Origin of the sequence: Streptomyces sp. NBC_00513 (assembly GCF_041431415.1) — a bacterium.
Lineage (GTDB): Bacteria > Actinomycetota > Actinomycetes > Streptomycetales > Streptomycetaceae > Streptomyces.
In genome coordinates this window covers 254,677-276,805 of sequence record NZ_CP107845.1, presented here as the reverse complement: position 1 = coordinate 276,805, position 22,129 = coordinate 254,677, and the positions used below count along the sequence as shown (strand labels likewise).

General features: G+C 69.1%; 19 protein-coding genes and 1 pseudogene. 14 read left to right on the top strand and 6 right to left on the bottom strand.

Going from position 1 to position 22,129, the window contains the following annotated elements:
• Nucleotides 1-124: 124 nt before the first annotated feature.
• The 3 genes from OHA84_RS01330 (at nucleotide 125) to OHA84_RS01320 (ending at nucleotide 3,143) form a co-directional block, all read left to right on the top strand.
• Complete coding sequence (locus OHA84_RS01330) at nucleotides 125-1,189, top strand: tyrosine-type recombinase/integrase (RefSeq protein WP_266977198.1); 1,065 nt, start codon at nucleotides 125-127, stop codon at nucleotides 1,187-1,189.
• A complete protein-coding gene (locus OHA84_RS01325) occupies nucleotides 1,186-1,500 on the top strand; it encodes a helix-turn-helix transcriptional regulator (protein WP_266977196.1) in 315 nt (104 codons plus the stop codon). The genes OHA84_RS01330 and OHA84_RS01325 overlap by 4 nt, the downstream gene beginning before the upstream one ends.
• Before the next feature lie 725 nt (nucleotides 1,501-2,225).
• On the top strand, nucleotides 2,226-3,143 hold the full coding sequence (locus OHA84_RS01320; protein WP_266977194.1) for a hypothetical protein: 918 nt from the start codon (nucleotides 2,226-2,228) through the stop codon (nucleotides 3,141-3,143).
• A gap of 13 nt (nucleotides 3,144-3,156) precedes the next feature.
• Here the strand turns inward: OHA84_RS01320 and OHA84_RS01315 are convergent, their stop codons facing one another.
• The 4 genes and pseudogenes from OHA84_RS01315 to OHA84_RS01300 all read right to left on the bottom strand — a co-directional run bounded on the left by OHA84_RS01315 (nucleotide 3,157) and on the right by OHA84_RS01300 (nucleotide 5,654).
• Entirely contained in the window at nucleotides 3,157-3,540 is a 384-nt protein-coding gene (locus OHA84_RS01315) for a barstar family protein (RefSeq protein WP_266977192.1), read from the bottom strand.
• 100 nt (nucleotides 3,541-3,640) lie between these two features.
• A pseudogene (locus OHA84_RS01310) lies at nucleotides 3,641-3,763 on the bottom strand (ATP-binding protein); the annotation flags it as partial.
• 140 nt (nucleotides 3,764-3,903) lie between these two features.
• Nucleotides 3,904-4,749 carry an ABC transporter permease subunit gene (locus OHA84_RS01305; RefSeq protein ID WP_266977190.1) on the bottom strand — a complete coding sequence of 282 codons (846 nt, stop codon included), beginning with the start codon at nucleotides 4,747-4,749 and terminating at the stop codon, nucleotides 3,904-3,906.
• Nucleotides 4,746-5,654 carry an ABC transporter ATP-binding protein gene (locus OHA84_RS01300; protein ID WP_266977188.1) on the bottom strand — a complete coding sequence of 303 codons (909 nt, stop codon included), beginning with the start codon at nucleotides 5,652-5,654 and terminating at the stop codon, nucleotides 4,746-4,748. Before OHA84_RS01300 ends, OHA84_RS01305 begins: the two co-directional genes overlap by 4 nt.
• A 133-nt stretch (nucleotides 5,655-5,787) precedes the next feature.
• On the opposite strand from OHA84_RS01300, the gene OHA84_RS01295 reads away from it, so the two are divergent.
• From OHA84_RS01295 to OHA84_RS01285, 3 genes are all read left to right on the top strand, one after another.
• A complete protein-coding gene (locus OHA84_RS01295) occupies nucleotides 5,788-7,041 on the top strand; it encodes a sensor histidine kinase (RefSeq protein ID WP_266977186.1) in 1,254 nt (417 codons plus the stop codon).
• Nucleotides 7,038-7,697 carry a response regulator transcription factor gene (locus OHA84_RS01290; protein ID WP_266977184.1) on the top strand — a complete coding sequence of 220 codons (660 nt, stop codon included), beginning with the start codon at nucleotides 7,038-7,040 and terminating at the stop codon, nucleotides 7,695-7,697. The genes OHA84_RS01295 and OHA84_RS01290 overlap by 4 nt, the downstream gene beginning before the upstream one ends.
• Before the next feature lie 88 nt (nucleotides 7,698-7,785).
• Nucleotides 7,786-8,424, top strand: a complete 639-nt coding sequence (locus tag OHA84_RS01285) for a phosphotransferase enzyme family protein (protein WP_266977182.1) — start codon at nucleotides 7,786-7,788, stop codon at nucleotides 8,422-8,424.
• Here the strand turns inward: OHA84_RS01285 and OHA84_RS01280 are convergent.
• Nucleotides 8,332-9,140, bottom strand: a protein-coding gene (locus OHA84_RS01280; RefSeq protein ID WP_371591291.1) for an IS5 family transposase whose coding sequence is annotated in 2 segments (ribosomal slippage) — nucleotides 8,332-8,792 and nucleotides 8,792-9,140 — 810 coding nt in all. Because the reading frame shifts where the segments join, the coding sequence is not laid out codon by codon here. The two genes, OHA84_RS01285 and OHA84_RS01280, sit on opposite strands and share 93 nt — an antisense overlap.
• Nucleotides 9,141-9,437: 297 nt before the next feature.
• Here OHA84_RS01280 and OHA84_RS01275 point away from each other — a divergent pair.
• On the top strand, nucleotides 9,438-10,190 hold the full coding sequence (locus tag OHA84_RS01275; protein WP_266977180.1) for a hypothetical protein: 753 nt from the start codon (nucleotides 9,438-9,440) through the stop codon (nucleotides 10,188-10,190).
• Between the two features lie 109 nt (nucleotides 10,191-10,299).
• Here the strand turns inward: OHA84_RS01275 and OHA84_RS01270 are convergent, their stop codons facing one another.
• Nucleotides 10,300-10,875: a hypothetical protein gene (locus OHA84_RS01270; protein WP_266977178.1), complete on the bottom strand. Its 576-nt coding sequence runs from the start codon at nucleotides 10,873-10,875 to the stop codon at nucleotides 10,300-10,302.
• A 269-nt stretch (nucleotides 10,876-11,144) separates the two neighbouring features.
• Between OHA84_RS01270 and OHA84_RS01265 the strand changes: the two genes are divergently transcribed.
• From OHA84_RS01265 to OHA84_RS01235, 7 genes are all read left to right on the top strand, one after another.
• A complete protein-coding gene (locus OHA84_RS01265) occupies nucleotides 11,145-12,050 on the top strand; it encodes a hypothetical protein (RefSeq protein WP_266977176.1) in 906 nt (301 codons plus the stop codon).
• Between the two features lie 119 nt (nucleotides 12,051-12,169).
• Nucleotides 12,170-12,583, top strand: a complete 414-nt coding sequence (locus OHA84_RS01260; protein WP_266977174.1) for a DUF6233 domain-containing protein — start codon at nucleotides 12,170-12,172, stop codon at nucleotides 12,581-12,583.
• Nucleotides 12,584-13,776: 1,193 nt separating this feature from the next.
• Nucleotides 13,777-15,300, top strand: coding sequence for an AbfB domain-containing protein (locus tag OHA84_RS01255; protein ID WP_266977172.1), 1,524 nt, complete (start codon nucleotides 13,777-13,779; stop codon nucleotides 15,298-15,300).
• Between the two features lie 52 nt (nucleotides 15,301-15,352).
• Complete coding sequence (locus OHA84_RS01250) at nucleotides 15,353-15,943, top strand: RICIN domain-containing protein (protein WP_266977170.1); 591 nt, start codon at nucleotides 15,353-15,355, stop codon at nucleotides 15,941-15,943.
• A 35-nt stretch (nucleotides 15,944-15,978) separates the two neighbouring features.
• Complete coding sequence (locus OHA84_RS01245; RefSeq protein ID WP_266977168.1) at nucleotides 15,979-16,608, top strand: RICIN domain-containing protein; 630 nt, start codon at nucleotides 15,979-15,981, stop codon at nucleotides 16,606-16,608.
• A gap of 76 nt (nucleotides 16,609-16,684) precedes the next feature.
• Nucleotides 16,685-17,836 carry a hypothetical protein gene (locus OHA84_RS01240; RefSeq protein WP_266977166.1) on the top strand — a complete coding sequence of 384 codons (1,152 nt, stop codon included), beginning with the start codon at nucleotides 16,685-16,687 and terminating at the stop codon, nucleotides 17,834-17,836.
• A gap of 237 nt (nucleotides 17,837-18,073) precedes the next feature.
• Nucleotides 18,074-22,117, top strand: coding sequence for a DddA-like double-stranded DNA deaminase toxin (locus OHA84_RS01235; protein WP_266977164.1), 4,044 nt, complete (start codon nucleotides 18,074-18,076; stop codon nucleotides 22,115-22,117).
• Nucleotides 22,118-22,129: the final 12 nt, after the last annotated feature.

The following is a 22,129-nucleotide window of genomic DNA, read 5'->3' as shown; positions in this document are numbered from 1 at the left end:
CTTTTCGTGGATCGCCGCTGCCACCGGCCCGTATCCATCTCCTGCTGTCCTCGTTGGTCCTCGTGGTGGTGCCCGGATTCTCCAGGTGCTGACTTGATCAGTCAGGTGCGAGGAAGGTGTGCCGGTGGCATCCCAGTTGAGGGTGGTCCAGGGCGGTGCCGTCCTACTGGAGCCGGTGACCGCCGATCCGTGGGAGTTCCAGGCCGACTGCGTTGAGGCGTTCGTCGCCTCATGGCGAGCTCGTGGGTTCAGTCCGGTGACCGTCGAGAACGACATCGGACTGCTGGAACGCACGCTCACCGCACTGGGCCGGCCCGCCTGGGACGTCACCCCCGAAGACATCGACCGCGTCGTCGGAGACCTGGCTCTTGCCGGGCGGGCGGCCTCCACCCGCCGCGAGTACGTGCAGATCTTCAAGGGTTTCCACCGGTTCCTGCAGGTCCGCAAGGCCGTCGAGATCGAAGCCGGCTTCGGCGTTCGCCTGGTATGCCCAGTCGATGAGTTCAACGCGTCCCGGCATGTCGGCGACGACTCCCCGGCCCAGCTGCCACCACCGACCCCTGAGCGGGTCGCGGAGTTCTTCGACTTCCTCAAGGCCCGGATCGCCACCGCCCGCAAGTACGCACCCGCCGCCCGGGACTATGCGATGTTCCGGACCCTCTATCACGCCGGCCTGAGGTCCGAAGAGGTGTCGCTTCTGGACCGCCCGGACCTCCACTTCACGCGGGGACCGTTCGGGAAACTCCACGTCCGCTTCGGCAAAGGCGCCCGCACATCCGGACCGCGGCCGCGCTGGGTGCCGATGCTGGACGGGCTCGACCTTGTCCTGCGCTGGTTCCTCGACGACGTCCGCGGGAAGTTCCCCGACTCCCCAGTGCTATTCGCGGACGAGTCCGGAGGCAGTCTGCACCGCGGGACGATCCGCAACCGTTTGCGCTATCTGATGGAACTCGAAGGCCGTCCGGCGACCGACCGGTTCAGTCCGCATGCCCTGCGGAGGGCCTGCGCGACCCACAACTACGAGCGCGGTGTGGACCTGGTGGCCATCCAGCAGCTCCTTGGTCACTGGACGGTCAGTTCGACGATGAGATACGTCCGTCCCTCCGCGACGTTCATCGAGGATGCCTATCGCCGCGCGGTGAACACCACGCTCGGCGAACTCACCGCCGAGGGGGACAGCTCCGCATGAAGATCCGATGGCGATTGCGGATGGCCGCCGCCCAGCGCGAGATCTGGACCGGCACCCAGCTGCAGCGGCTGCTGGCCGAACGCGCCGGGCTGCAAATGTCCTCTGCCTCGGTGTCTGCTCTGTTCAGTAAAGAGCCCTCCCAGGTGAAGATGTCCACGCTGATCGCGTTGTGCACCGCGCTGGACTGCACCCCCAACGACCTCTTCGAGGTCGACACCACCCCCGTCGAGCGTCCTGCGGTCCCACCGCGACCGGTCGCCGACCTGCCGAAAGCGGCCTCCGCGCGAGGCCGTTCGATGCCACCTATCTGACCCGGAGATGAAGGGGCGTCGTGGGCGTCAAACAGAGCGACTGCATCGGCTGCGGAGCCCCGGTCGGCTTCATCGACCGGCGCTACTGCTGCCGCTGCACTGCCCAGCAGAAGGAGGCCGAGGCCCGGGCCGCTTGTCCCCGGTGCGGACAGCAGCGCGTTCTCCAGGCGGACACCGGCCGGTGCATCACCTGCTCTCGCGTATGCACCGCTTGCGGTAATCCGGTACGGAGCAAATCCTCGGCTCTCTGCCGCACTTGCCTGCAGGAGTCCGAGCGCGACGCCGCCAAGGCGCCATGCCCCCGCTGCAGCCGGCCTGGATACCTGCGCGAGGACACCGGCTGGTGCGGGCACTGCTCTCGTCCCCGGCAGACCAAACAGCCGCCCCGGGCCTGTGAACAATGCGGCAGAGTACGGAAGCACGCAGGGCTGGGACTGTGCACGGCCTGCTGGCAGCGTCACCCCGACCGCCCCTTCGTCCGGGCCGAACACCTCATCGCCGAACTCGACAATCCCCCCGCCTGGCTGCAGGACTTCACAACAGATCTCGCCGCCAAGTACTCCGTCGGCCGAGCCTGCACGATGATCACTTCCCTCGGGCGGCTTCTCCGGGACGGCCAGCCCAGCCTCCCCCAGTCCGTACTCGAACGTTCCCGCCGCTCCGGTCGCTCGATGGGCCCCCTTGCCCGTTCCCTGGAGACCTTCTTCACCAGTCGCGGTCTGGCCATGGCCACCGACCAGGCCGAGCGGCTCGCGGCCGGCCGCCGGCAACGCAGGGTCCTCGCGGTCCCGGAGCCCCTGCGGCCTTCGGTGGAGTCCTTCTCCGACTTCATGATCCGCTCACGCGAGCGGTCCCGGCGTGCCGGAACGCTGCCCCGCACCGATGCCACCATCGAAGCCGCACTGGCCATCGTCCGTGACCTCGCCCTGTTCCTTGCCGGTGAGCGCGGGAAGCAGGACTGGGCACTGACCGACGTGCACGATCTCGAAGCCTTCCTGGCCGGCTCACCGAAGGCCCGGAAGCGTCGGCTGGTGGTGCTCGGACAGTTCTTCCGCTTCGCGCGATCCCAGAAGACCATCCTCGTCGATCCCGCCCGCGGTCTGACCGCCCGAGGACCGAGCGGCTTCACTGGTGCGACGCTGACACTTGACGAGCAACGGGTGCTGTTCCGCCGCTGGTCAACGGATCCGGCCGTTCACCCGCACGAAGCCCTGCTGGGCATGCTCGCCTTGTTGCACGGTGCCTCAAGCCGCGAGGTCAAGATGCTGCAGGCTGTTGACCTCGACTTTCGTGCCCGGACCGCCCGGCTCGGAGACCGCCCGCATCCGGTTCCTTTGGATCCGCCGTCTTGGGTGGCAGTGGAACGCTGCCTGGCCCACCGCGAAGACCAGCGGACGGACAACCCGCATGTGATGGTCACCCGCCAGACGAAGTCCGGCCGGGGTCCGGGATCCACCGCCTATGTCAGTCACGTCCTCGACGCCTGCGGCTTCCCACCCCGCATGATCCGCTGCACCCGACTGCTCGAGCTGGTCAACACCATGGACCCCAAGCTCGTCGCCGCCGCGTTCGGCATGGACCCTGAGGCAACCATGATCTATCTTGCCGATCACGTAGATGAGGTCCGTCTGCCGGATCGGTGACCTGTTCGCCTGGCTAACGAAGGCGCAGGCCCCCCGGAAGTTCCTCTTCAATGATCTCGACCAGCCAGTCGAAGGCGGTCGGGCCACGTCCAGCGCGGGCTTCTGCAAGCCTGGCGCCCATGCGGACCTTGTTCGTCGGATGACAGCGGGCGAGCCACATCTCGAGCTGACGAGCAGTCTCGCGGTATCCGAGGTTCTGGCGGCAGGCCTCGTGATCACGCCACTCGATCGTGAAGTCGCCGTCGTCAGGCGTCCCGAAGCCGCCGCGGAGGCAGTCAGCGAAGGCGTCAAGATTCCGGCCAAAGTATCCGCCGCAGCCGATGCTCTCGCCTGCGACCCGCCAGAAGTCCTCCAGCGTCTCGACCTGGCTGCCGTCCAACACGTATCTCACCGTCACAGCCCGCAGACTACGTCCGGCCCGGCGGCCTGCCTATTCGTTTTGAACCCGTGCTGTTCAGGCAGCACCTCGCACGGGTTCGCCGGAACATGTGCGCTTTAGAGAAGGACTCGTTGGAGGCGATGGCGACGCTGTTCTTCTCCTCGCGTTCGGTCAGGACCTGGAAGAGGAGTTCGGCGCCGCGGCGGTCGAACTCCATATATCCGAGCTCGTCAATGGTCATCTGAGAGGAACTCAACTGGCATGAACCGGAACGTAGGCCCGCTGACCTGGCCATATAGGCCCAGTCACCGAACCGGTATCAAGACCACCGATCTACCGCCAAAACCCCGCCCGATCCTCCCCGAGGGCCGACCGGCCCTCTCACTGGTCGCGCCGTTGTGCGCTGGTGACGGCGAGCACGGCTGCGGTGAGCGCCCACACCGCATAGACGGTCCAGGCTCCGCCGGTCGTCCACGGGAAATCGGTCCGGGGGGAGCCAACCTCCACGAGCCGCAACCACCCCTGGTAGAGCGTGGCGTGCCCGGCGACCGCCGACCAGTGGCGGCCGTCGGTGAAGACGATGGGCAGCACGAGGATGACCGTCACCGAGGCGATCATGGTGGCCGAGGTATGCCTGATGACGGAGCCGATGGCCATGCCGACGACCGCGCACACGGGCGCAAGGAGGGCGGACGCCACTACGACACGCAGGGCGCCCGGGTAGCTGATCGAGATGCCGGCGTCCCGGCCGTCGAGGATCGCCTGCGTCAGTCCGAACGAGGCCCCCGCGACGATCGCGCCGAAGACGGTGGTGACCGCCGTGACGACCACCGTTTTGGCGGCCATCACCGAACGGCGGGCCGGAACGGCCGCGAACGTCGTACGAATGGTGCCCGTGCTGTACTCGCCGATGATCGCGATGGCGCCGAGGGCACCGAGGGCGAGCATCATGACCATGGCGGCGTTCGCCGTGAACGCCGCCTGCAGCGGAATTGCGGCCCGGGCGTAGTCGGCTCGGTCTGCCGCGCTCCGGTCCGGCCAGTAGTTGTAGGTGTCGTAGGCGGTTCCCGCGTTGAACGCGATGACGGCCAGGGTGGTGGCCCCGTACGCGATCCAGGTCGAGCGCAGCGACCGAAGCTTGATCCACTCGGCGGCCACCAGGTCGTAGAAGCGGGCGCGGGGTTCGTCGGCGCCGAGTGCGCCAACGGGAGCGTATGTCGTGGTCACTGGGGGTCTCCTGCGAGGTATTGCACGCTGTCGGCGGTGAGCTCCATGAACGCCTCTTCCAATGAGGCGGACCGGGTGCTGAGGTGATGCAGCCAAATGCGGTGCTCCATGGCGATCTCACCGATCCGGACCGCGGTCACACCGGTCACAGCAAGCAGGTCGCCCGCCGTGTCCACGGCCGCGCCCTCGGCCGTCAGCAGATCTCTCAGGACGGCAGCGGCGGGCGTGCCCACCGTGACGCTCTGCCGGGTGCCGCGAGCGGAGAACTCCGTGAGGCTTTCCGCCGCGATCAGCTCGCCGCGGCCGATGACGATCAGCTGGTCGGCTGTGTGCTCCATCTCGGACATGAGATGGCTGGAGACGAACACTGTGCGGCCCTCGGCGGCGAGACGCCTGAACAGGTCACGCACCCACTTCACGCCTTCCGGGTCGAGGCCGTTGAGCGGCTCGTCGAAGAGCAGGACCGGTGGTTCGCCGAGCAGGGCGGACGCGATGCCGAGCCGCTGCTTCATACCGAGCGAGAATCCGCCGATGCGGCGCCGGGCGACCTCGGCGAGGCCGACCTCCCGCAGCACCTCCTCCACCCGGCGTTGCGGGATGCGGTTGCTGCGGGCCAGGGCGGACAGCTGCGCCACCGCGCTGCGCCCGCCGTGCACATCGTGCGCGTCAAGAAGGGAGCCGACATGACGCAGGCCGCGGGGGCGGTCGCGAAAGGAACGGCCGTCGACGGTGACGGTGCCGCTGGTGGGCTCATGCAAGCCGAGGATCATCCGCAGTGTGGTGCTCTTGCCGGCGCCGTTCGGACCGAGAAACCCGGTCACTTGGCCGGGCCGCACGGTGAAGGACAGATCTTTGACGGCCGTCGTGCCGCCGTATCGCTTCGTGAGCTCGTTGACTTCGATCACGGGGACAACGGTGCCGGTGGGCGACCCCGCCCGTAATCGGACCACCGATGACAATCGGAGAGGACGGGTGTCAACCCTGGTTGTACGGCCACGGTCGGATGTGCCGTCAGATGCAGGTGTCTACGATCAAGGCATGTCCGCCTCAATGCCGCTGCCGTTGCCGCTGCTCAAACGCATACCGCCCGGCCTGTGGACGGCACTGGCGTGGTACGCGGCAGCAGTGGAACCCATCGTCGAGTACGTAGTAATGCCGCCGCGGCGGACGTACTCGCTCAACTACTCCCGGGACGGGCTCGACTCGCTCGGAGCCCGGGCGCTGCTCGCTGTCGCCTTCGTGCTGGTCCTGGCCGGCAGCGCGGTGCTGCGCCGCAGGACCTCCGTGGCGTACGGTCTGGTGATCGTCGGTACGGTCGTCTCGACGGTGGCCTGGCGGCAGGATGAGATTCCGCCCACGCAGTTCCTGGCCGTGGATATCGCCATCTGCTACATCGCAGCCACCCGACCTCGGCGGAGCTCGCTCACCGCGGCCGCCGCGGCGCTCGCCATGCTCGCTGGCTACCTCGTCCTGCGGTTGATCACGGGGGACGATTCCGGCATCGCACAGGAGCCGTTCTTGGCCCTTACCGTGGTCATCGCCTGGCTCGTCGGCAATTCGTCGCATCAGGCCCGTGCCCACACCGCAGAGTTGCACGCCCGCGCCTCCGCCGAGGCCATCACCGCCGAACGGCTGCGCATCGCCCGCGAGATGCACGACACCGTCGCCCACAGCATCGGCATCATCGCCTTGCAGGCCGGCGCCGCGGCCCGGGTCATCGAAACCCAGCCGGCCAAAGCCCGCGAGGCGATGCTCACCGTGGAGATGGCCGGCCGCGAAACGCTGTCCGGGCTGCGAAGGATGCTCGGCGCGCTGCGCCAGGCCGACCAGGATGAGGAACGCCAAGGCCGCGAGCACGCGCCGGCGCCCCTGCGACCGGCCGCCGGCCTGGTGAACGTGGAACAGCTCGCCTCGACGACCACGGCCGCCGGAGTCCGCGTGGAGGTGCGGTGGCAGGGCAGGCGCCGCCCTCTGCCAGCCGACATCGACCTCGCGGCGTTCCGGATCGTCCAAGAGTCAGTGACCAACGCCGTACGGCACTCGGGTGCCGATTCCTGTCAGGTGAGCCTCGACTACCGCGCGGACGAACTCGCCGTCGAGGTCTCGGACCGAGGGAAAGGCGGCGGCACCAGCACGGACACCGGATACGGCCTGATCGGCATGCGCGAGCGGGCTGCCCTGCTGCGAGGCGATTTCACGGCCGGGCCCCGTTCCGGGGGCGGCTTCCTGGTAGCGGTCAGATTGCCGATACCGGCAATGGCTGAGGCAGAAGTGAAGGAGAGAGCCAGATGACCATCCGCGTCGTACTCACCGACGACCAGCCCCTGGTCCGCGCCGCCCTGCAGATGGTCATCACCGACACCGCGGACATCAAGGTGGTGGGGGAGGCCGGAGACGGCGCGGAAGCAGTACGACTGACGGAGGAACTTGCCCCCGACGTCGTCGTGATGGACCTCCGGATGCCCGGCATGGACGGCATCGAGGCCACCCGGCTGATCACGAAGGGCACCGGCTCCGCACGCGTCGTCGTCCTGACGACCTTCGACGACGACGACTACGTCTACGGGGCGCTGCACGCCGGCGCGTCCGGATTCCTCGTCAAGGACATGGCCCTGGACGACATCCTCGCCGCAATCCGGATCGTTGCCGCCGGGGACGCTCTGATCGCACCAGCCGTCACACGCCGGCTGATCAAAGAGTTCATCACCCGACCCGCAGCGTCTCCCCCGCGGCGGTCGGAGCTCGACGGCATCACCGCCCGGGAACGCGAGGTGCTGACCCTCGTCGGCAGAGGCCTGTCCAACACGGAGATCGCAGGCGAGCTTTCCATCAGCATCGCCACCTCCAAGACGTACCTGACCCGCCTACTCGCCAAGCTCAATGCCCGCGACCGGGTGCACCTGGTGATCCTGGCCTATGAGGCTGGCCTCGTGGCAACATCCCCGTGAGTGGACGGACTCCCCGCACAGCGGCACCGGCGGACGGTGCGCGATCCACGCGAGTCCGATCCAACCTCGCCTGCCGTCAGTGCACAGGTTGATCAAGGTTCTGGCTCACCGCCGGCTGTCACCGGCGGCCAGAAGGCTGGTCGGCTCGGCGATGGCCGCCGGTGAGACCGTCAGTCGAGGACGTCCGGGATCGGGTCGGTGTTGCTGCGCTGCAGAGCGGGTACCCGTCGGCTTCGCGCGGCCCACCTGGGAGGGCGCCGACATCCTGGACCACGGCTACGCCATCACCCACCCCGCCCACTCACTCCTGGGCGACGACGCCGCCGCCGTCCTGCGGGCCGTCGCCGAGCGGATCCACTCCCACGGCCACGTCCCCGACAGCGAACGCGGCCTGATTCACGGAGACCTGCACCGGGAGAACATGCTCCTCACCCCCGAGGGCACCATCGCGGTCATCGACTTCGACGACTGCGGCCTCGGCGCCTACACCCTCGACATCGCCAACGTGCTCTCCTCGATCCACCGCCCGTGCCGAGACGAGCCCGACACCTACGCCACTTTCGCCAGCCGCTTCCTCACCGCGTACGAGAAGATCCGGCCCTTGCCCGCGACCATGGACCGCTTAGATGCCATCTCATTTGGCCAGTCTGCGGTAGCAGATCAGGGTGCAGGCGATGCTGGTGAAGGCGAGAAAGTGCTCGGCCTTGCGTTCGTAGCGGCGGTGTAGCCGGCGGCAGCCCGCGAGCCAGGACATGGTCCTTTCGACGACCCATCTGTGGCGACCGAGTCGTTGTGAAGACTCAACGCCTCTGCGGGCGATCCGGTGCCTGATGCCGCGCCCACGTAACCATCGCCGCAGGTGGGCGTAGTCGTATCCCTTGTCCGCGTGGAGCTTGCCGGGCCGGCGCCGACGGCGTCCGCGGCGGGAACGGATGGGCGGTATTCCGCGGACGAGGGGCTCGAGAGCCTGGCTGTCGTGCAGGTTCGCGCTCGAGATCGCGACGGACAGGGGCAGACCGGTCCGCTCCGTGATCAAGTGGATCTTCGACCCGAACTTGCCCCGGTCCACAGGATTCGGACCTGTCAGGTCCCCTTTTTCAGGGCTCGCATGTTCACCGAGTCGATCGCACAGCGGGACCAGTCCAACTCTCCACGGGCGCCGAGCTCGTCGAGGACCAGGCGGTGGAGCTTGGCCCACACCCGAGCCTTGCTCCACTCGGTGAACCGTCGGTGAGCTGTCGCCCCCGACGGCCCGAATGATGCCGACGGCACCTGCTGCCAGGTACAACCCGACGTCGCCACGAACACAATCGCGGCAAACACCTCCCGGTCGCCGTGCCGGCGACGGCCTCCGCCCTGCGGCCGCGACGGCGCCGCCGGCACCACTCGCTGGAACAGCTCCCACAACTCGTCCGGCACCAGCCGCTCAACGATCCCCACCATGGCCGACAGCCTACCGCGAAGCCCAAATGAGATGACGTCTTAGAGGACTTCCTGCTGCTCCGCGACGCCTTCATCGTCAACTTCGTCACCAGCTCGACCAACAGCGAAGTGGCCACCTGGGCCCCCGACGTGTCGCCGGCCTCATCGCGCAGATGCGGGACCACCTCGACGGACAGCCCTACGCACGCACGATCGGCATCTGAACGCCGCAAGTAAGCGGAGGGAAAGCCAATCGCTCGTCACCGTGAGCATCAATGGCTGAGGCATAGCCGGCCCTGTCAGCGAGGAGGCAGCAACATGCACGAGGTCGACATCGGTATCGTCAGCCGCCCGGGACTCAGGCCCACCCGTCCAGGAGATGCCCCCGGGTCCGCCGACGCGGCGCACGCCTGGACCGCAGCCGGCGGGGCCGTCGGAGCCGCCGTCATCGACGGCATCGGCCACAGCACGGAACTTCACGCCTTGGTCCCTGTACTCGCCGTCGACGCCGCCCGCCGGACAGCATTACGTCACCCCATGGCCGGGCTGATCGGAGCCGCCGAGCTCCTACAGAACCCCGGGGCACCGCGCGGGGGCCCGGACGCGGTCGGGATCACCGCCCGGGTCAGGCCCGACGGCACGTGGATCGCGTGGGCCGGGGACTGCCGCGCCTACGGACTCGACCCCGACACCAGCATCCTGACCCGGTACACCACCGACCACACCGTCGCCGCCCACTACGCCCAGCAGGGCATGCCCGCCGACGAGGCCGCCGCCTACTCCTCCAATATCACCGTCAGTTTCAGCGACCTCTCCATCGCGGCCCGCAACGAAGCCCCGATCCCCAAGGGCCACACGGTGATCCTCACCAGCGACGGCGTCCACGACCAGATGGACCCCACCGTCCTCAACACCCTCGTCCACGCACACCACAACGACGCCCAAGCACTCGCCGACGCCCTGGTCGCCGCAGCCGAGGACGGCATCGAGGACGGGCTACCGCGACGACGCCACCACCATCGTCATCCGCCCGCTGCCGACCCCGCCCGACACCGCATGAGCACCCGGTAGCTGTCGGCACCCGTGTGTTCCTGGCGGCCTCGGCCGCGCCGCGGCACGCGTAGCGGTTGGACTGCCGCGCGGTCGGCCGAAGGTAGAGCCGAGGTCTCGGGCGGCGCCGTCACTTTCGGTCCGTGCCGTTCGCGGTGTGTGCGACGTCTATCACCAGTCGGTTGTCGATTTGGAGGATCCGGTAGGGCAGTCGGGTGCGCAGGCCGAGGCCGATCTGGGTGCGGCCCTCGAAGCTCGCGCCGAACACGGTGTCCTGGAAGGTGCGGTAACCGGTGACGTCGACGCCGGGCAGTGGCTGCCCGCTCCGGGCGGGGATGGTGGGGGCCATGGTCTGCCGGTCGTAGGCGGGCGAGTCCACGATCACCTCCAGGACCGCGCCGCCGCGTAGCGGCAGGGGATGTCCGGAGGCGTCCTGGAGGAGGGCGTCGGTGTAACGGACGTGGTAGCCCACGGGGTTGGCGGGGGAGCTGCCCGGCGCTTCGAACACCAGCCGGTCGAAGCAGGGGTGTTCACCGCTCCTGATGCCACGCAGCTCCGGGGCCTGGCTGGTGGAACGGCCATCGGTGGGGCTGTTCCACCCGATCGGGCACCGCGTGGCCGGTTGGGCGGACCCGGCCGCGGTGGCGGGCAGGGCCGTGGTGGCCGCGAGGACGAGAGCGGCGGGAAGGATGGTCCAACGTCGCATGATCTGCCTCCTGTGGGAGATTGTTGGTTCATGTTGATCGTTGTTGACTCCCGCTTGCCCGGGGGTTCGGGTTATAGACCTGAACCTGTGAATTTTTTGGAACGACGGGAGGGACCCCCAACTACCGCGCTCTTGTGGGGTGTTTCGCCCGTCGCCCGACTCACGGCGGACTGTGCTCGGCTCCGCGGTCAGGACAGTCACCTGGAGGATGAGGCGCGGGGGCCGATCAGGGCTCTACCAACCTCCGCGTCGTCCCAGGTGATGTACGAGTGACAGACCAGCAGGTCCAGATCAGCCCGCCCTCTGTGCTTGTGAGCGCCGACGCGGATCCACAGGACATCGACGTTGCCGACCGCTCGGTCGTGGACATCGACGGCGTTGAACACAACGGGACGGCGAGCGGGCAGAATTGGGATCGTATGAATGCAGCATCTCTCCCAGCGCTCGCAGCGGCTCGGGGTGTCTCCGCGGCCAAGGGCCGCAAGCCGATCCGGTCACGTGTCCGGCATGGCAGCCCCTCCTGCGCCGACTACGGCTGCACGCGCCCCGGATGCATGGCCGCTGCGCGCCGGGATCGTGCCCGGCGGACCAGGGATTTGAGAGCCGGCCGACCCGCCCGGGTCCCCGCGACCGATGCCGCTGCCCATGCCTGCCAGTTGCAGGAGACGGGTCTGTCGGCCGCGGACATCGCCGAGATCTCAGGCATCGCCGTCACCCTCGTGCGACGCCTGCTCCGCCCGGCCGGGGAGCGGTCGGCCGTCATTCACCGCGTCACCTCGGAAGCCATCCTCGGCATCCCCCTGAACAGCGCCTTTAGGCGAGATCGCCTCCTGCCGGGGCTGGTTGGCGCGGACAGGGCCACCACCAGCCTGCAGGAGCTCGCCGAACAAGGATGGCCCACCAGTTTCCTGGCCGCGCGGTTGGAAACCACGCCGCACACGCTCGCCGCCATCCGCGGCCGAGAACGCCGGCGCCTGGCCCTTGCCCTGGACCGCAGAATCCACCACCTTGCCGCGCTCCCGCTCGCGAGCGAACCGGCGGAGCACGGCATCGCCGAACACCGAAGCCGCCGGGCGAGAACCGCTGCTCTGCAACGAGCCCCGCTGGTGCGACCCCAGGCCCCCGAGGCGCGTCAGCCGGAAGAAGTTCCTGATCAGCTCGTCCCGCAACGCTGAGATCGCCTCCCGTGCCGTGGTCGGCAAGAGTGCGGCACCACAGGGCCACATCTTGGAGAATCGGGTAATGAGGTTAAAGGGGGCGGATGGTGGGAGCCGGTGCGAGGGTGATCGCGGTCATGCCCGACGGGCAGGAACTGCGTGCCTCCCTGTACGAGCGGCGTCGGACCTCGGAGGGTTGGGAGTATCGGGTGGGGGTCACCGTCTGGGGGACAGGAAGCGGAGGCCGGCCGAAGCCGACCGAACATCGCGTGTGGCTGGGAGCCGGCCATGTGCGCCCCCTGGAAGGCGGCGACTACAGCGGGGTGCCGACCCGACCGGCTGGCACGCCTGCTGCCTTCGCCGCCGGCCGGCAGGCGTGGACGGTGCAGCAACTACCCCACCGGCCCGGCCACCCCGGAGCGACCCTGATCCACGTCATCGGATGCCAACCTGGCGGAACACCCCTTGACCTCGACCAGATCCTCGACGCCCTCAAACAGCCGCGCGCCGTCACCTGCCGCGAATGCAACGCCGCCTCCTCATTCCCCTGACGCGGAACGCGACAAGTAGACGAATGAGTCCGATGTGATCAGTCGCTGTCGATGAAGTTGAGGCCGTGGTTGCGGGCATGCAAATCAGGATGCCTTCGACGCCGGAGACGTCTGTCCAGGACTGCGGCCACTCGCGCGCTTTCGCGAGGTCGATGGTCATCGGGCACGGAGTCCACGGCGCGCTCAGACCGCGGGCCGCGAACAGCACTTCCAACCTTCGGCGACGCTCCCGATAGGGCAGGTGCAACAGCTCGGTGCCGTCGGCCTGGAGAAGGTCGAAGACGAAAGCAGGCGGAGGTTCGAGCCGCCAGGGCGGCGTCGCCGCGGGCGCGGGCGGCCCGGCGCTGGAACGCCTCGAAGGACAGCCGGCCTTCCGCGAAATCCCAGACGAGGAGCTCACCGTCCAGGACCAGGCCGTTGGGGAGCTGCTCGATGGCGGCCGCAACGAGGTCGGGGAACCGATCCTGGATCAGTGCGCCCCGTCTCGTTCGGCCATGGCCTGGGCGTGAGCTTCCCGAGGTCCTGCACATTCCTTTGCCGAAGAAATCGAGCAAGACGCGCGGGAAGTTGGTTCTCGCGCGCCCAGGAGGCTGGGAGCGTACCGGCGAGGCCCAGACGGTTACGAGGGCAGTCGGGCTCTGTCTCGGCAGCAAGTAAGAGAGTGCGTGGGCGAGTTGTGGTCGGTGTGCGCGTTGGGGGAGTCGCTGAAAGGTGCGGATTCTACCCCGGTCGTGACGCCGATGATCCGGTGTGTGCCTGCACACATTTCCCTTACATCTCTCATGCGAACGGTGTGGTTGTGGCGGTCCCGAAGTGTTCGGAGTGCCGCAGCCCTTGTGCCATAAGGGCAGGATGACCAGGGGGAGTGTCGCGTGGCGGCTGGATCCGTGTCGTCCTCCGTGCGGAATCAATACTTCCGGTGAATGGGTCGGAGTGCTCGCCGAGCTTGGCAAGCCGACTTACGGTCGAAGGTTGGCGGAAAATCGACGCCTGAATGAACAAATGTGCTCTCAATCGAACAGGAACCGTCAGATCCGCTTTGACGGTCTCTTTGTGATCTTCAAGACTGCCCCTCCGACCGCCTCGCGCCCATCAGTAACTGTGTGCGGGAGCTAACAGGGGGATCCGAAAACAGAATGAAGAAGAGCCACTCGAACTCCGCTCGCGTGCGGATGGCTGTCACCCGAGGGCTGGTGACCGCAACCGCTCTGGCTTCCGTCACCGGCATGGCCGCGCCCCTCGCCGTCGCGGCTCCGTCGGGCACCGTGTCCGCGGCCGTCGGGATCGGGACCACCGAGAAGCAGCGGGTGGACGCCGCCTCCGTGGTGCGCCTCGAACCCGGCCCGGACGTACTGCTGCTCAGCGACCACGACTTCCTCCACGCCCTTTGGCAGAAGGCGCGGGACGGCGGGGAGAACTTCGAGTCGGTACGACTGGCCGCCGAGGCGGCCATGACGAGCGCGGTGGCCGAGGACCACGTCCGGTTCATCACCACCGGCATCCACGCCGCGTACGCCGTCGACAAGCAGCGCGAGAAGGACAAGGCCGACGCCGCCCGCGCGGCCCGCCTCGCCAAGTCCCAGGCACTGATCGCGGTCGGCATCCCGAACGGCCCCGACCTGCTCGACCTTGGCGACGACAACTTCATCCGTGCGGTCATGCGCCACGAAGCCGCCGGTCCCGAGGTCCGCGCCGCCGCCGCGAGGGCCCTGGCAGGTGACGCCGCCGCCTGGCAGGAGTTCATCACCAACGGCGCCCGCGAAGCCCACCGGCGCGACGTGGCCAACGAGCTGAAGGAACTGGAGGAGAAGAATCGCGCCGAGGCCGAGCGTCGCAGGGAGATCGCCGCCCGCACCGACGCCGCCGCGCTGTTCCGCATCACGCCGTCCGAGGCCATGCTGGCTCTCGGTGACGACAACTTCATTCGCGAACTCCTGCGCCTCGCACCGGCCGACTTCAAGGAGAGCGAGCTCTTCGCGGCGGCGCAGCGCGCGGTCCTCAGCCCGGATCCGGCCGTGTGGAAGCAGTTCATCCACACCGGCGCCGAAGAGGCGTACAAGAAGGACGACGAGGCGCGCCGCAAGACCGTCGCCGCCGCCAACCGCCGGCTCGCGCTGCAGGTGCAGACCGCCGCCGAGAAGACCGGCATGAACCCCAACCTGGTCGCGGTCGCGAAGAAGGCGTTGGCCGGCAGCGACGAGGAGGTCGCGCGGTTCCTCAAGGAGGACAGCCTGTACCGGGCTAAGCGGCAGTCGCTGCAGCCGGCGAGCGGCAAGCCGGTCGGCTTCATCGTCCGGCAGTCGGGTGTCGACGCCGGTGAGGTGTTCCTCGCCCCGGTGTCGGTGAGTTCCAAGCAGGCCGACCGCGAGGACGCCACCTGGATCGTCGTTTCCGCGCTGGGGGGCCAGCCGGGCTGCTACTCCTTCGAGTCCGCCCGCAAGCCCGGTCGCTACCTGTCCCTGCAGGACCTGCGGGTCAAGATGATCGCGAGCGACGACAGCGTGCAGTTCCGCAAGGACGCCACCTGGTGCGCCAAGAAGGGCCTCAGCGGCTCCGGTACGTCCTTCGAGTCGGCGGGCCTGCCGGGCCGCTTCCTGCGCCAGTACTGGGGCGACCTGTTCGCGGCCAACAAGGCGGGCGGCAAGAACCGCTACGACACGCCGAAGGACTTCGCCCAGGACGCGTCCTGGAAACTTGACGCCCCCCTCGCGCCCTGACCGCGGTCGGCCGAGTCCTTTCCTTCAGACCTGAGTAGAACGGAAATACCCCATGTCTCGGATCGTTCGATCCGTCCTGGCCGTCGGGGCCAGCCTCGCCGCGCTCGCCGGCGGCGTGACCGCTGCCGTCGCCGATGAGCAGCCCGCCGCACTCGCCGCTGTCCCCGCGGTCGCCGCCGAGGCCACGGCCCCGTCTGCGGTACAGCTCAAGGTCGAGCACAGCGGCCAGTGCCTCACCATCCCCACCGTCAGCATGCGCAACGGTGCCAAGGCCATCCAGTCCGCGTGTGCCGACGGCGCCGACAACCAGAGGTTCGACCTGGTGCCCACCGGCGCGGGCACCTTCGAACTGCGGGCCGTGCACAGCGGCAAGTGCCTCGAGGCCGAGAACTCCGGCACCAGCGCTGGGACGCTCGTCCAGCAGTGGTGGTGCGTGGAGGCGCCGCAGCAGCGCTGGAGCCTGGCCATGGTCGACATCGCCAAGGAACTGTACGAGATGCGACCCGCCCACACCCCGCCGAACGTGAACCGATGCCTGGACATCGCCTCCTCCGGCAAGGAGAACGGCGCGAGCGCCCAGTTGTCGGCCTGCAACGGCAAGGCCTCCCAGAAGTGGCGCCTCCAGCCGATCACGGCCGCCTGAGCATCCTGAACGCGCGAAAGGAAACGGATCCCCTCATGTCTCGAATCATCCGGGCCGCCCTGGCCGCGAGCGCCACCGTCGCCGTACTCGCCGGCACCGCGACCGCCGTGCATGCCGAAGGAAGCATCGACGGCCGCACCGCCTCGGGCGACGCCGCCGCAGCGGCGCGCGAGGCCGCCCTCAACGCGGCCACCGCGGCGCAGGAGGCCAGGTCCCGCGCCGGCATGCCTCAGACGGTCATCCAGCTCACGGCATCCCACAGCGGCAAGTGCCTGGACGTCGAAGCCGGCAAGACTACCAACGGCATCCACGTCCAGCAGCACACCTGCGGCGGCACCACCGCCCAGCAGTGGACCGCCGTCGCCACGGCGGGCGGAAGCTTCGAACTGCGCTCCGTCCTGAGCGGCAAGTGCCTCGAAGTGGAGAACGCCGGTACCAAGCCCGGCTCTGTCATCCAGCAGTGGGCGTGCGCGGGCAAGGACCACCAGCGCTGGCAGCTGATGCTGATCGACCCCGTGCGCAAGCTGTACGAGCTGCAGCCTGCGCACGCCGACGGCATGTGCCTGGACGTCCCCGGCGCAAAGGAAGACGACGGCATCGACACACAGCTGTACACGTGCAACCGCACGGCAGCCCAACTGTGGCAGGTCCAGCAGGTCGCGTGAGTCTCGGCTCGGGGCGCGTGAGCGCGTCCACCGAGAACGTTGTACACGTTTTTGTTTTCCCAAGGGGGGTTCTGAGTTGAGTCGTCAGTGGTGGGGCGGGCGGGCGCTGGGCGTCGGTGTGTTGGCCGGCGGGATCGCGGTCGCGGGAGTGGGGCCCGCGTGGGCCGATGCCCGCGCCGCAACGGTCGGCGTACCGTCGTCCGTCGTGGTCACCGGGTTGTCCTCCGTCTCCGAGGGCCGGGTCGAAGGAGAGGGGCAGGCGCTCTCGCCCGAGCTGGCCGCCGCCATCGAGGAGGCGCGGCGACAGGTGACGTCGATGGCGAAGACGCACCCGGCCGCCGAGGTGCGCACGTCGGCGTGGAACGCGCTGCGCAGCTCCCGCGGCGACGAGGCACTCCTGGAGTGGTTCGCACCCGGTGCCGGCTTCGACTACGCGAAGCAGCGATCGAGGGAGACCCGTGCCCGTAACAAGGCGTTCTGCGAGCGGGTGGCCGCCACGCACACGGCGGAATTCTCCCCCAAGGTGCGGACGGCCGCGACGCGGGCGTTGAAGGGCAGCGCCGCCGAGCAGGCGGCGTTCGTGACGACGGGATACGCGCAGGCACAGCAACTCGACCGGACAGTGCGCGAGTCCGGGGAACGGCAGCGGATGGAAGTCACCCTCAAGGAAAGGGACTTCGTACGCGACCGGGCCGATCAGGATGAGGGCGAGCAGGTACGGGTCGCGGCGCGGTGGGCGTTGCGGCCGGGGGCCGCGGACACGGACGTGGCGGAGTTCTTCGGCTACGGCTGGGCGACCGGCGCCGCGCTGGACCTGGAGGCCTACCGGACGCGGGTCGCCGACGCGGAAGCGGTCCGACAGAACACACTGACGCGCCTGATCGGGAAAGCCACGGACGCCGAGGCAGCCGTGCTCGGTGCGGCGGACGCGGCAAAGGCCCGCGCCGAGGCGAACCAGGCCTGGAAGACGCTGTCCGAGCACTCCGATGCGGCGCGGCGCGCGTGGCTGGCCGAGCAGGCCGCCGCGACCGCCCAGGCGGAGAACTGGCGGACCGTGGTCGCACTGTCACGGGAGCCGGCGCAGGAGCTCTGGAAGTCGATCTCGGCCACCGCCGAGACCAACGAGAAGGCCTGGGCCGGCGAACAGAGCCGGGCGCAGGAGGCGGCGGCGTTCTGGCAGGCCATGCACGGCCGGGCCCAAGACGGCGAAAACCGCACCCACGGCTGATTGCAAGACGCGCGGCCGGCCCGTGACCGGGGCCGGCCACACCGCCCTGATCAAGCCGACCATCCCGTCCTGACCAGGGCGGGCAATCGCAGGCCGCACGGCATTCGACCATCCCGCCCCTGACCAGGGTGGGCAATTTCCTGATTCATTCGAGTAGGGGGTTTTCCCGTGTGGGGAAGTTTCCGGCCCAGGGCCGGAAGGCCACGCCTCGGCGTGGCCGCGAACGTACGAAGAGGCGTGTCCATAGCTGTTGCCTTGGCGGTGCTGGGCACCGTCACCGGTGAGGCCGCTGCCGCGACCGCCGGACGCGATGAGAAGCCGTCGCTGACGCGGACGGTGCAGTCGCTGGACCAGCTGGTGGCAGCGCTGAAGCCGAAGGCCGCCGCCGCGCCGCCGGCGGGTGGAAAGTCGCAACTCGACCGGATGAGCGACGAGCGGGACCGTCAACTCGTCGAGGACTTCGTCGAGTTCGACGAGGACGAAGAGGTCCGCGAAGCCGCCAAGAAGGCCCTCGCCAGCTCCGACCCGAACGCGATCCGCGATTTCCTTCAGCATGGTGTGGCCGAGGCCCGCCAACGTGCCAAGGACAAGAAGGCCGGCGCCGACGTCGAGAACCGCCGGCAGGTCGAGGCGCTGCGCGGCACCGGTGGCCCGTTCTTCAACACCGAGGTCGAGCGGGTGCTGAAGGGCACGCCGCAGGACCGCGCCGACTTCCTGGCCTTCGGCGCCGAGATCGCCAAGCAGCGTGACGAGGCGCAGAAGCAGAACACGGCCAAGCGCGCGGAGGAGCTGCGCAAGCGCGTCCAGATGCTGGCGTCGGTGGGTGGCCCCGCGGTGAAGCTGGCCGCGCAGGCCGCGCTGGACGCCGGCACCGACGCGGCGATCACGGAATTCCTGGAGAAGGGCTACCAGGCCGCGTCGAAGCAAGACGCCGACAACCAGGCCGCACACCTGAAAGCGCTGAAGGACGCCACGGAGGCCGCGGAGAAGCTGCGGGATCTCGCCCACAGAGCCGCTGTCGCCGCCGAGGCCCGTACCAAGCTGATCGCCGTACACGGCGACGCCGTCAGGGCGCTGGAAGACGCTTCCAACGCCATGTCGTCAGCGGCCTCCGCCTCCCGCGAGGCGGACCGGATGCTGGCGGCCGACCGGGCGGGCAAGCGTCTGTCGGACTACGACAAGGTCAAGGCCGAGGTCGCGCGTCAGGTCGGCTACGCCCAGGACGCAGCCAAGGCAGCGCAGGTCGCGGCCCTGCGGGCCAAGGCACAGGCCGATGTCCTGGTGCAGACCGGCCTGGAGCACGGAATCCAGTGGTCCGAGGTCGCCTCGGGCATCGCCGCCGCGGCGGACGCCGCGTGGAAGGCCGGCCAGACGGCTCAGCACGCGGTGGACGCCACCGCCGCCACCGCGGCCGGCCTGAACGCCAAGAACCAGGCCGAACTGCGCGAGCAGCAGGCCAAGAAGTGGCGGGCGAACGCCGAGGAGCACGCCCGGGCCGGGGCCCGGATGGCCGAGGCCGCGGACAAGCAGGCGAAGATCGCCGCGACTGCCGCGGAGCGCGCCAAGGACGCCCGCGTGGCAGCCGAGCAGGCCGAACGCGAGGCGTGGGAACACGCCCGCAAGACCCGCGAGAACCGCATCGAAGCGGAGCGTCAGGCGGTCATCGCGGCCGAGCAACGCAAGATCGCCGAGCGTGAGCGCGACCTCGCCGCAGCGGCCCGGGCCCGGGCCGAGCACGAACGGGACATCGCCGCGGCGGCCCGTGCGCGCGCCGAGGCCGAGGCCCGTACGGCGTCCGCAGCCCGTGCGCAGGCACAGGCGGCCGCCGCGACGGCCGCGTCCGCGCGGGCGGACGCCGCCCGCCAGGACGGCATCGCCGCCGAGTCGGACCGCCAGGCGCGGGCGGAGGAGACCAACGCCCGCAACGCCCGTGACGCCGCGCGCACGGCCGAACAGCGACACCAGGCGCAGGAATCCCGTGCCCGGGCCACCGAGTCGATGGCCGCCTCCGGCCGCGGCACGATCCACGCCGCCGAAGCCCGGGCCGCCGCAAACGCGGCACGCGCCGACGCCGACACCGCCGGAACGGCGGCCGGTGAGGCCCGCGGCGCCGCCGACACCGCGAGCGGTGCGGCCATCCGCTCCCGCTCCGCGGCGACCGAGGCCGCCGGCGCGGCCGCCCGGGCGCGGGCCGCGGCGGCCGAGGCCACCGCACACGCCGCGCGGGCCAACGCGGCGGCCAACAAGGCCGAAGCCGCAGCGTTCGCAGCGAACGCCGCAGCCAACAAGGCCGAGGCGCAAGCCGCAGCCACGCACGCCGCGGCCCAGCGCGCCAACCAGAAGGCCGCGGAAGCCACGGCCCAGGAGGCCCGCGCCGGCATCGCCGCGCACGAGGCCGGCCGACTCGCCGGACTCGCCGCCATGGCTGCGAACAACTCCTACCAGGCCGCGAACCGCACCAAGGACGAAGCGGAGGGCGCCGTCCGCGAGGCGGCCATGGCACGCCTCCAGTCGACCATCGCCGTCAAGGCGTCCGACGCGGCACGCAGCACCGCCGCCGGCATCGCCGACCCCGCGAACACCGCGATCGCACTGACCGCGCCGTTCGCCGGGAAGGACGTCGACGCCGACTTCGCCGCCGAGGTCGCCGCCGCCGCGGAGCAGATGGGTGCCGAGCAGGTCACCGCGGCCGAGGCGAAGGCCGCAGAGGCGGTCAAGGCCGCCGAAGCCGCCGAAACCGCGGCCAAGGGGGCCAACGCTCAGGTCGCTCCGGCCTTCAAGGCCGCCGCGGACGCGGCGCGTTCGTCCGCGAACGCCGCGCGTTCCGCCGCCGCGGCCATGAGGTCGGCTGCGCAGGCCGCCGAGGACGGCGCCAAGGCCCGCACGGCCGCCGCGCGCGCCAACCAGGCCGACGCCCAAGCCCAGACCGACGCCAAACTCGCCCGCGACGCGGCCAACAGGGCCTTCGCGGACGCGACGGCCGCCCGCAACGCCGCCAACCAGGCGGAGGCGGAAGCCTCCCGCGCCCGAGGCGCCGCCGCAGAGGCCGACAGCCACGCGGTCGCCGCGAACAGCGCCGCCAACCTGGCCGAGCACGAAGCGGGCGTCGCCCAGGGCGCCGCCGCCCAGGCGGAGAAGGACGCCGCGGACGCCAACAAGTTCGCGGAATCGGCCGACGGCCACGCCAAGTCCGCCGAAGCCGCGGCCAAGAACGCCAACACGTACGCCAGAGAAGCGGACGAGGCGGCGAAGAAGGCCGAGGAGTACGAGCTCGAGCAGCAACGCAAGGCCCGCGAAGCGGCGGCCAAGGAGGTCGAGAAGGGCGACCATCACCCGAAGCTGACCGACGAGGAGATCGCGGCGCTGAAGGCAGCGGGAATCTCGCCGGAGGACTACGAGAAGAACCGCCAACTGCGGAACAAAAACGTTCTTGACTTCCTCGTCGAGAACGGCGGTCAGATCATCGTCGACCTCCTCTTCGAAGACATCAAGAACTGCTTCGAAGAACCCAACTTCGAGGACTGCTTCTGGGCCGCGGTCGGCGCCCTCCCCTGGGGCAAGGCCGTCAAGATCATCAAGGAAATGCCGGCGATCGCCAAAGCCCTCAAGCGCATCGTCACCGGCCTCAACGACTTCCTCGACAAATCCGCCGCCGCCAAGAAGCTGATGGCCAAAGCTGATGAGATCCTAGAGAAGCTCCGCAAGAACCCTCCGTGCGTACCTGGCAAGAAGCACAGCTTCGCGCAGGGCGCTCCGGTCCGCATGGCCGACAGCGCGAACAAGTCGATGCAGAAAATCCGGGTCGGAGTGCAGGTCCCGGCCAAGGAACCCATCGGCGTCCGCGCATGCGGTGACAGCGACCTCGAGGATATCCATGGCAAACTTCCGCAGCGGGATGAGGGTGGACACACTTCGGGCATTGCCAGGGACGCCGACGGCAATGTGACCGGCGTCCTTACGAGCGGAAAGGGAACTCACAGGGACCTGATCGATCGAGCGAATAGTCGACTGAAGCAGTGGGGCTTCCGCGCGCCTACTATGCGCTCGAGCGATGTCGAGCAAAAAGTTGCCGCTAGTATGCTCAATCCAGATGGAAGTTCGCGCATTGCACGTGTGGACTTGGTGATCAATCATGTGGACGGTCCGTGCGTGGAGGCGCTTGGGTGCGATATGGTACTACCGTACATCCTCAATAGGGGACAAACGTTGACGGTTCACTTTATGGACCGCTCTGGTGTGTGGAACAGTCACGTGTACGAAGGGCTGTCTAAGTTTGACTGAGAAGGGATATGT

Bases quoted from the DNA above. Each gene is read 5' to 3' on its own strand.
- OHA84_RS01250 (WP_266977170.1), top strand. From the start codon at position 15,353: ATGTCTCGGATCGTTCGATCCGTCCTGGCCGTCGGGGCCAGCCTCGCC.
- OHA84_RS01260 (WP_266977174.1), top strand. From the start codon at position 12,170: ATGCCCGACGGGCAGGAACTGCGTGCCTCCCTGTACGAGCGGCGTCGG.
- OHA84_RS01320 (WP_266977194.1), top strand. From the start codon at position 2,226: ATGGCCACCGACCAGGCCGAGCGGCTCGCGGCCGGCCGCCGGCAACGC.
- OHA84_RS01245 (WP_266977168.1), top strand. From the start codon at position 15,979: ATGTCTCGAATCATCCGGGCCGCCCTGGCCGCGAGCGCCACCGTCGCC.
- OHA84_RS01295 (WP_266977186.1), top strand. From the start codon at position 5,788: ATGTCCGCCTCAATGCCGCTGCCGTTGCCGCTGCTCAAACGCATACCG.
- OHA84_RS01325 (WP_266977196.1), top strand. From the start codon at position 1,186: ATGAAGATCCGATGGCGATTGCGGATGGCCGCCGCCCAGCGCGAGATC.
- OHA84_RS01290 (WP_266977184.1), top strand. From the start codon at position 7,038: ATGACCATCCGCGTCGTACTCACCGACGACCAGCCCCTGGTCCGCGCC.
- OHA84_RS01270 (WP_266977178.1), bottom strand. From the start codon at position 10,875: ATGCGACGTTGGACCATCCTTCCCGCCGCTCTCGTCCTCGCGGCCACC.
- OHA84_RS01275 (WP_266977180.1), top strand. From the start codon at position 9,438: ATGCACGAGGTCGACATCGGTATCGTCAGCCGCCCGGGACTCAGGCCC.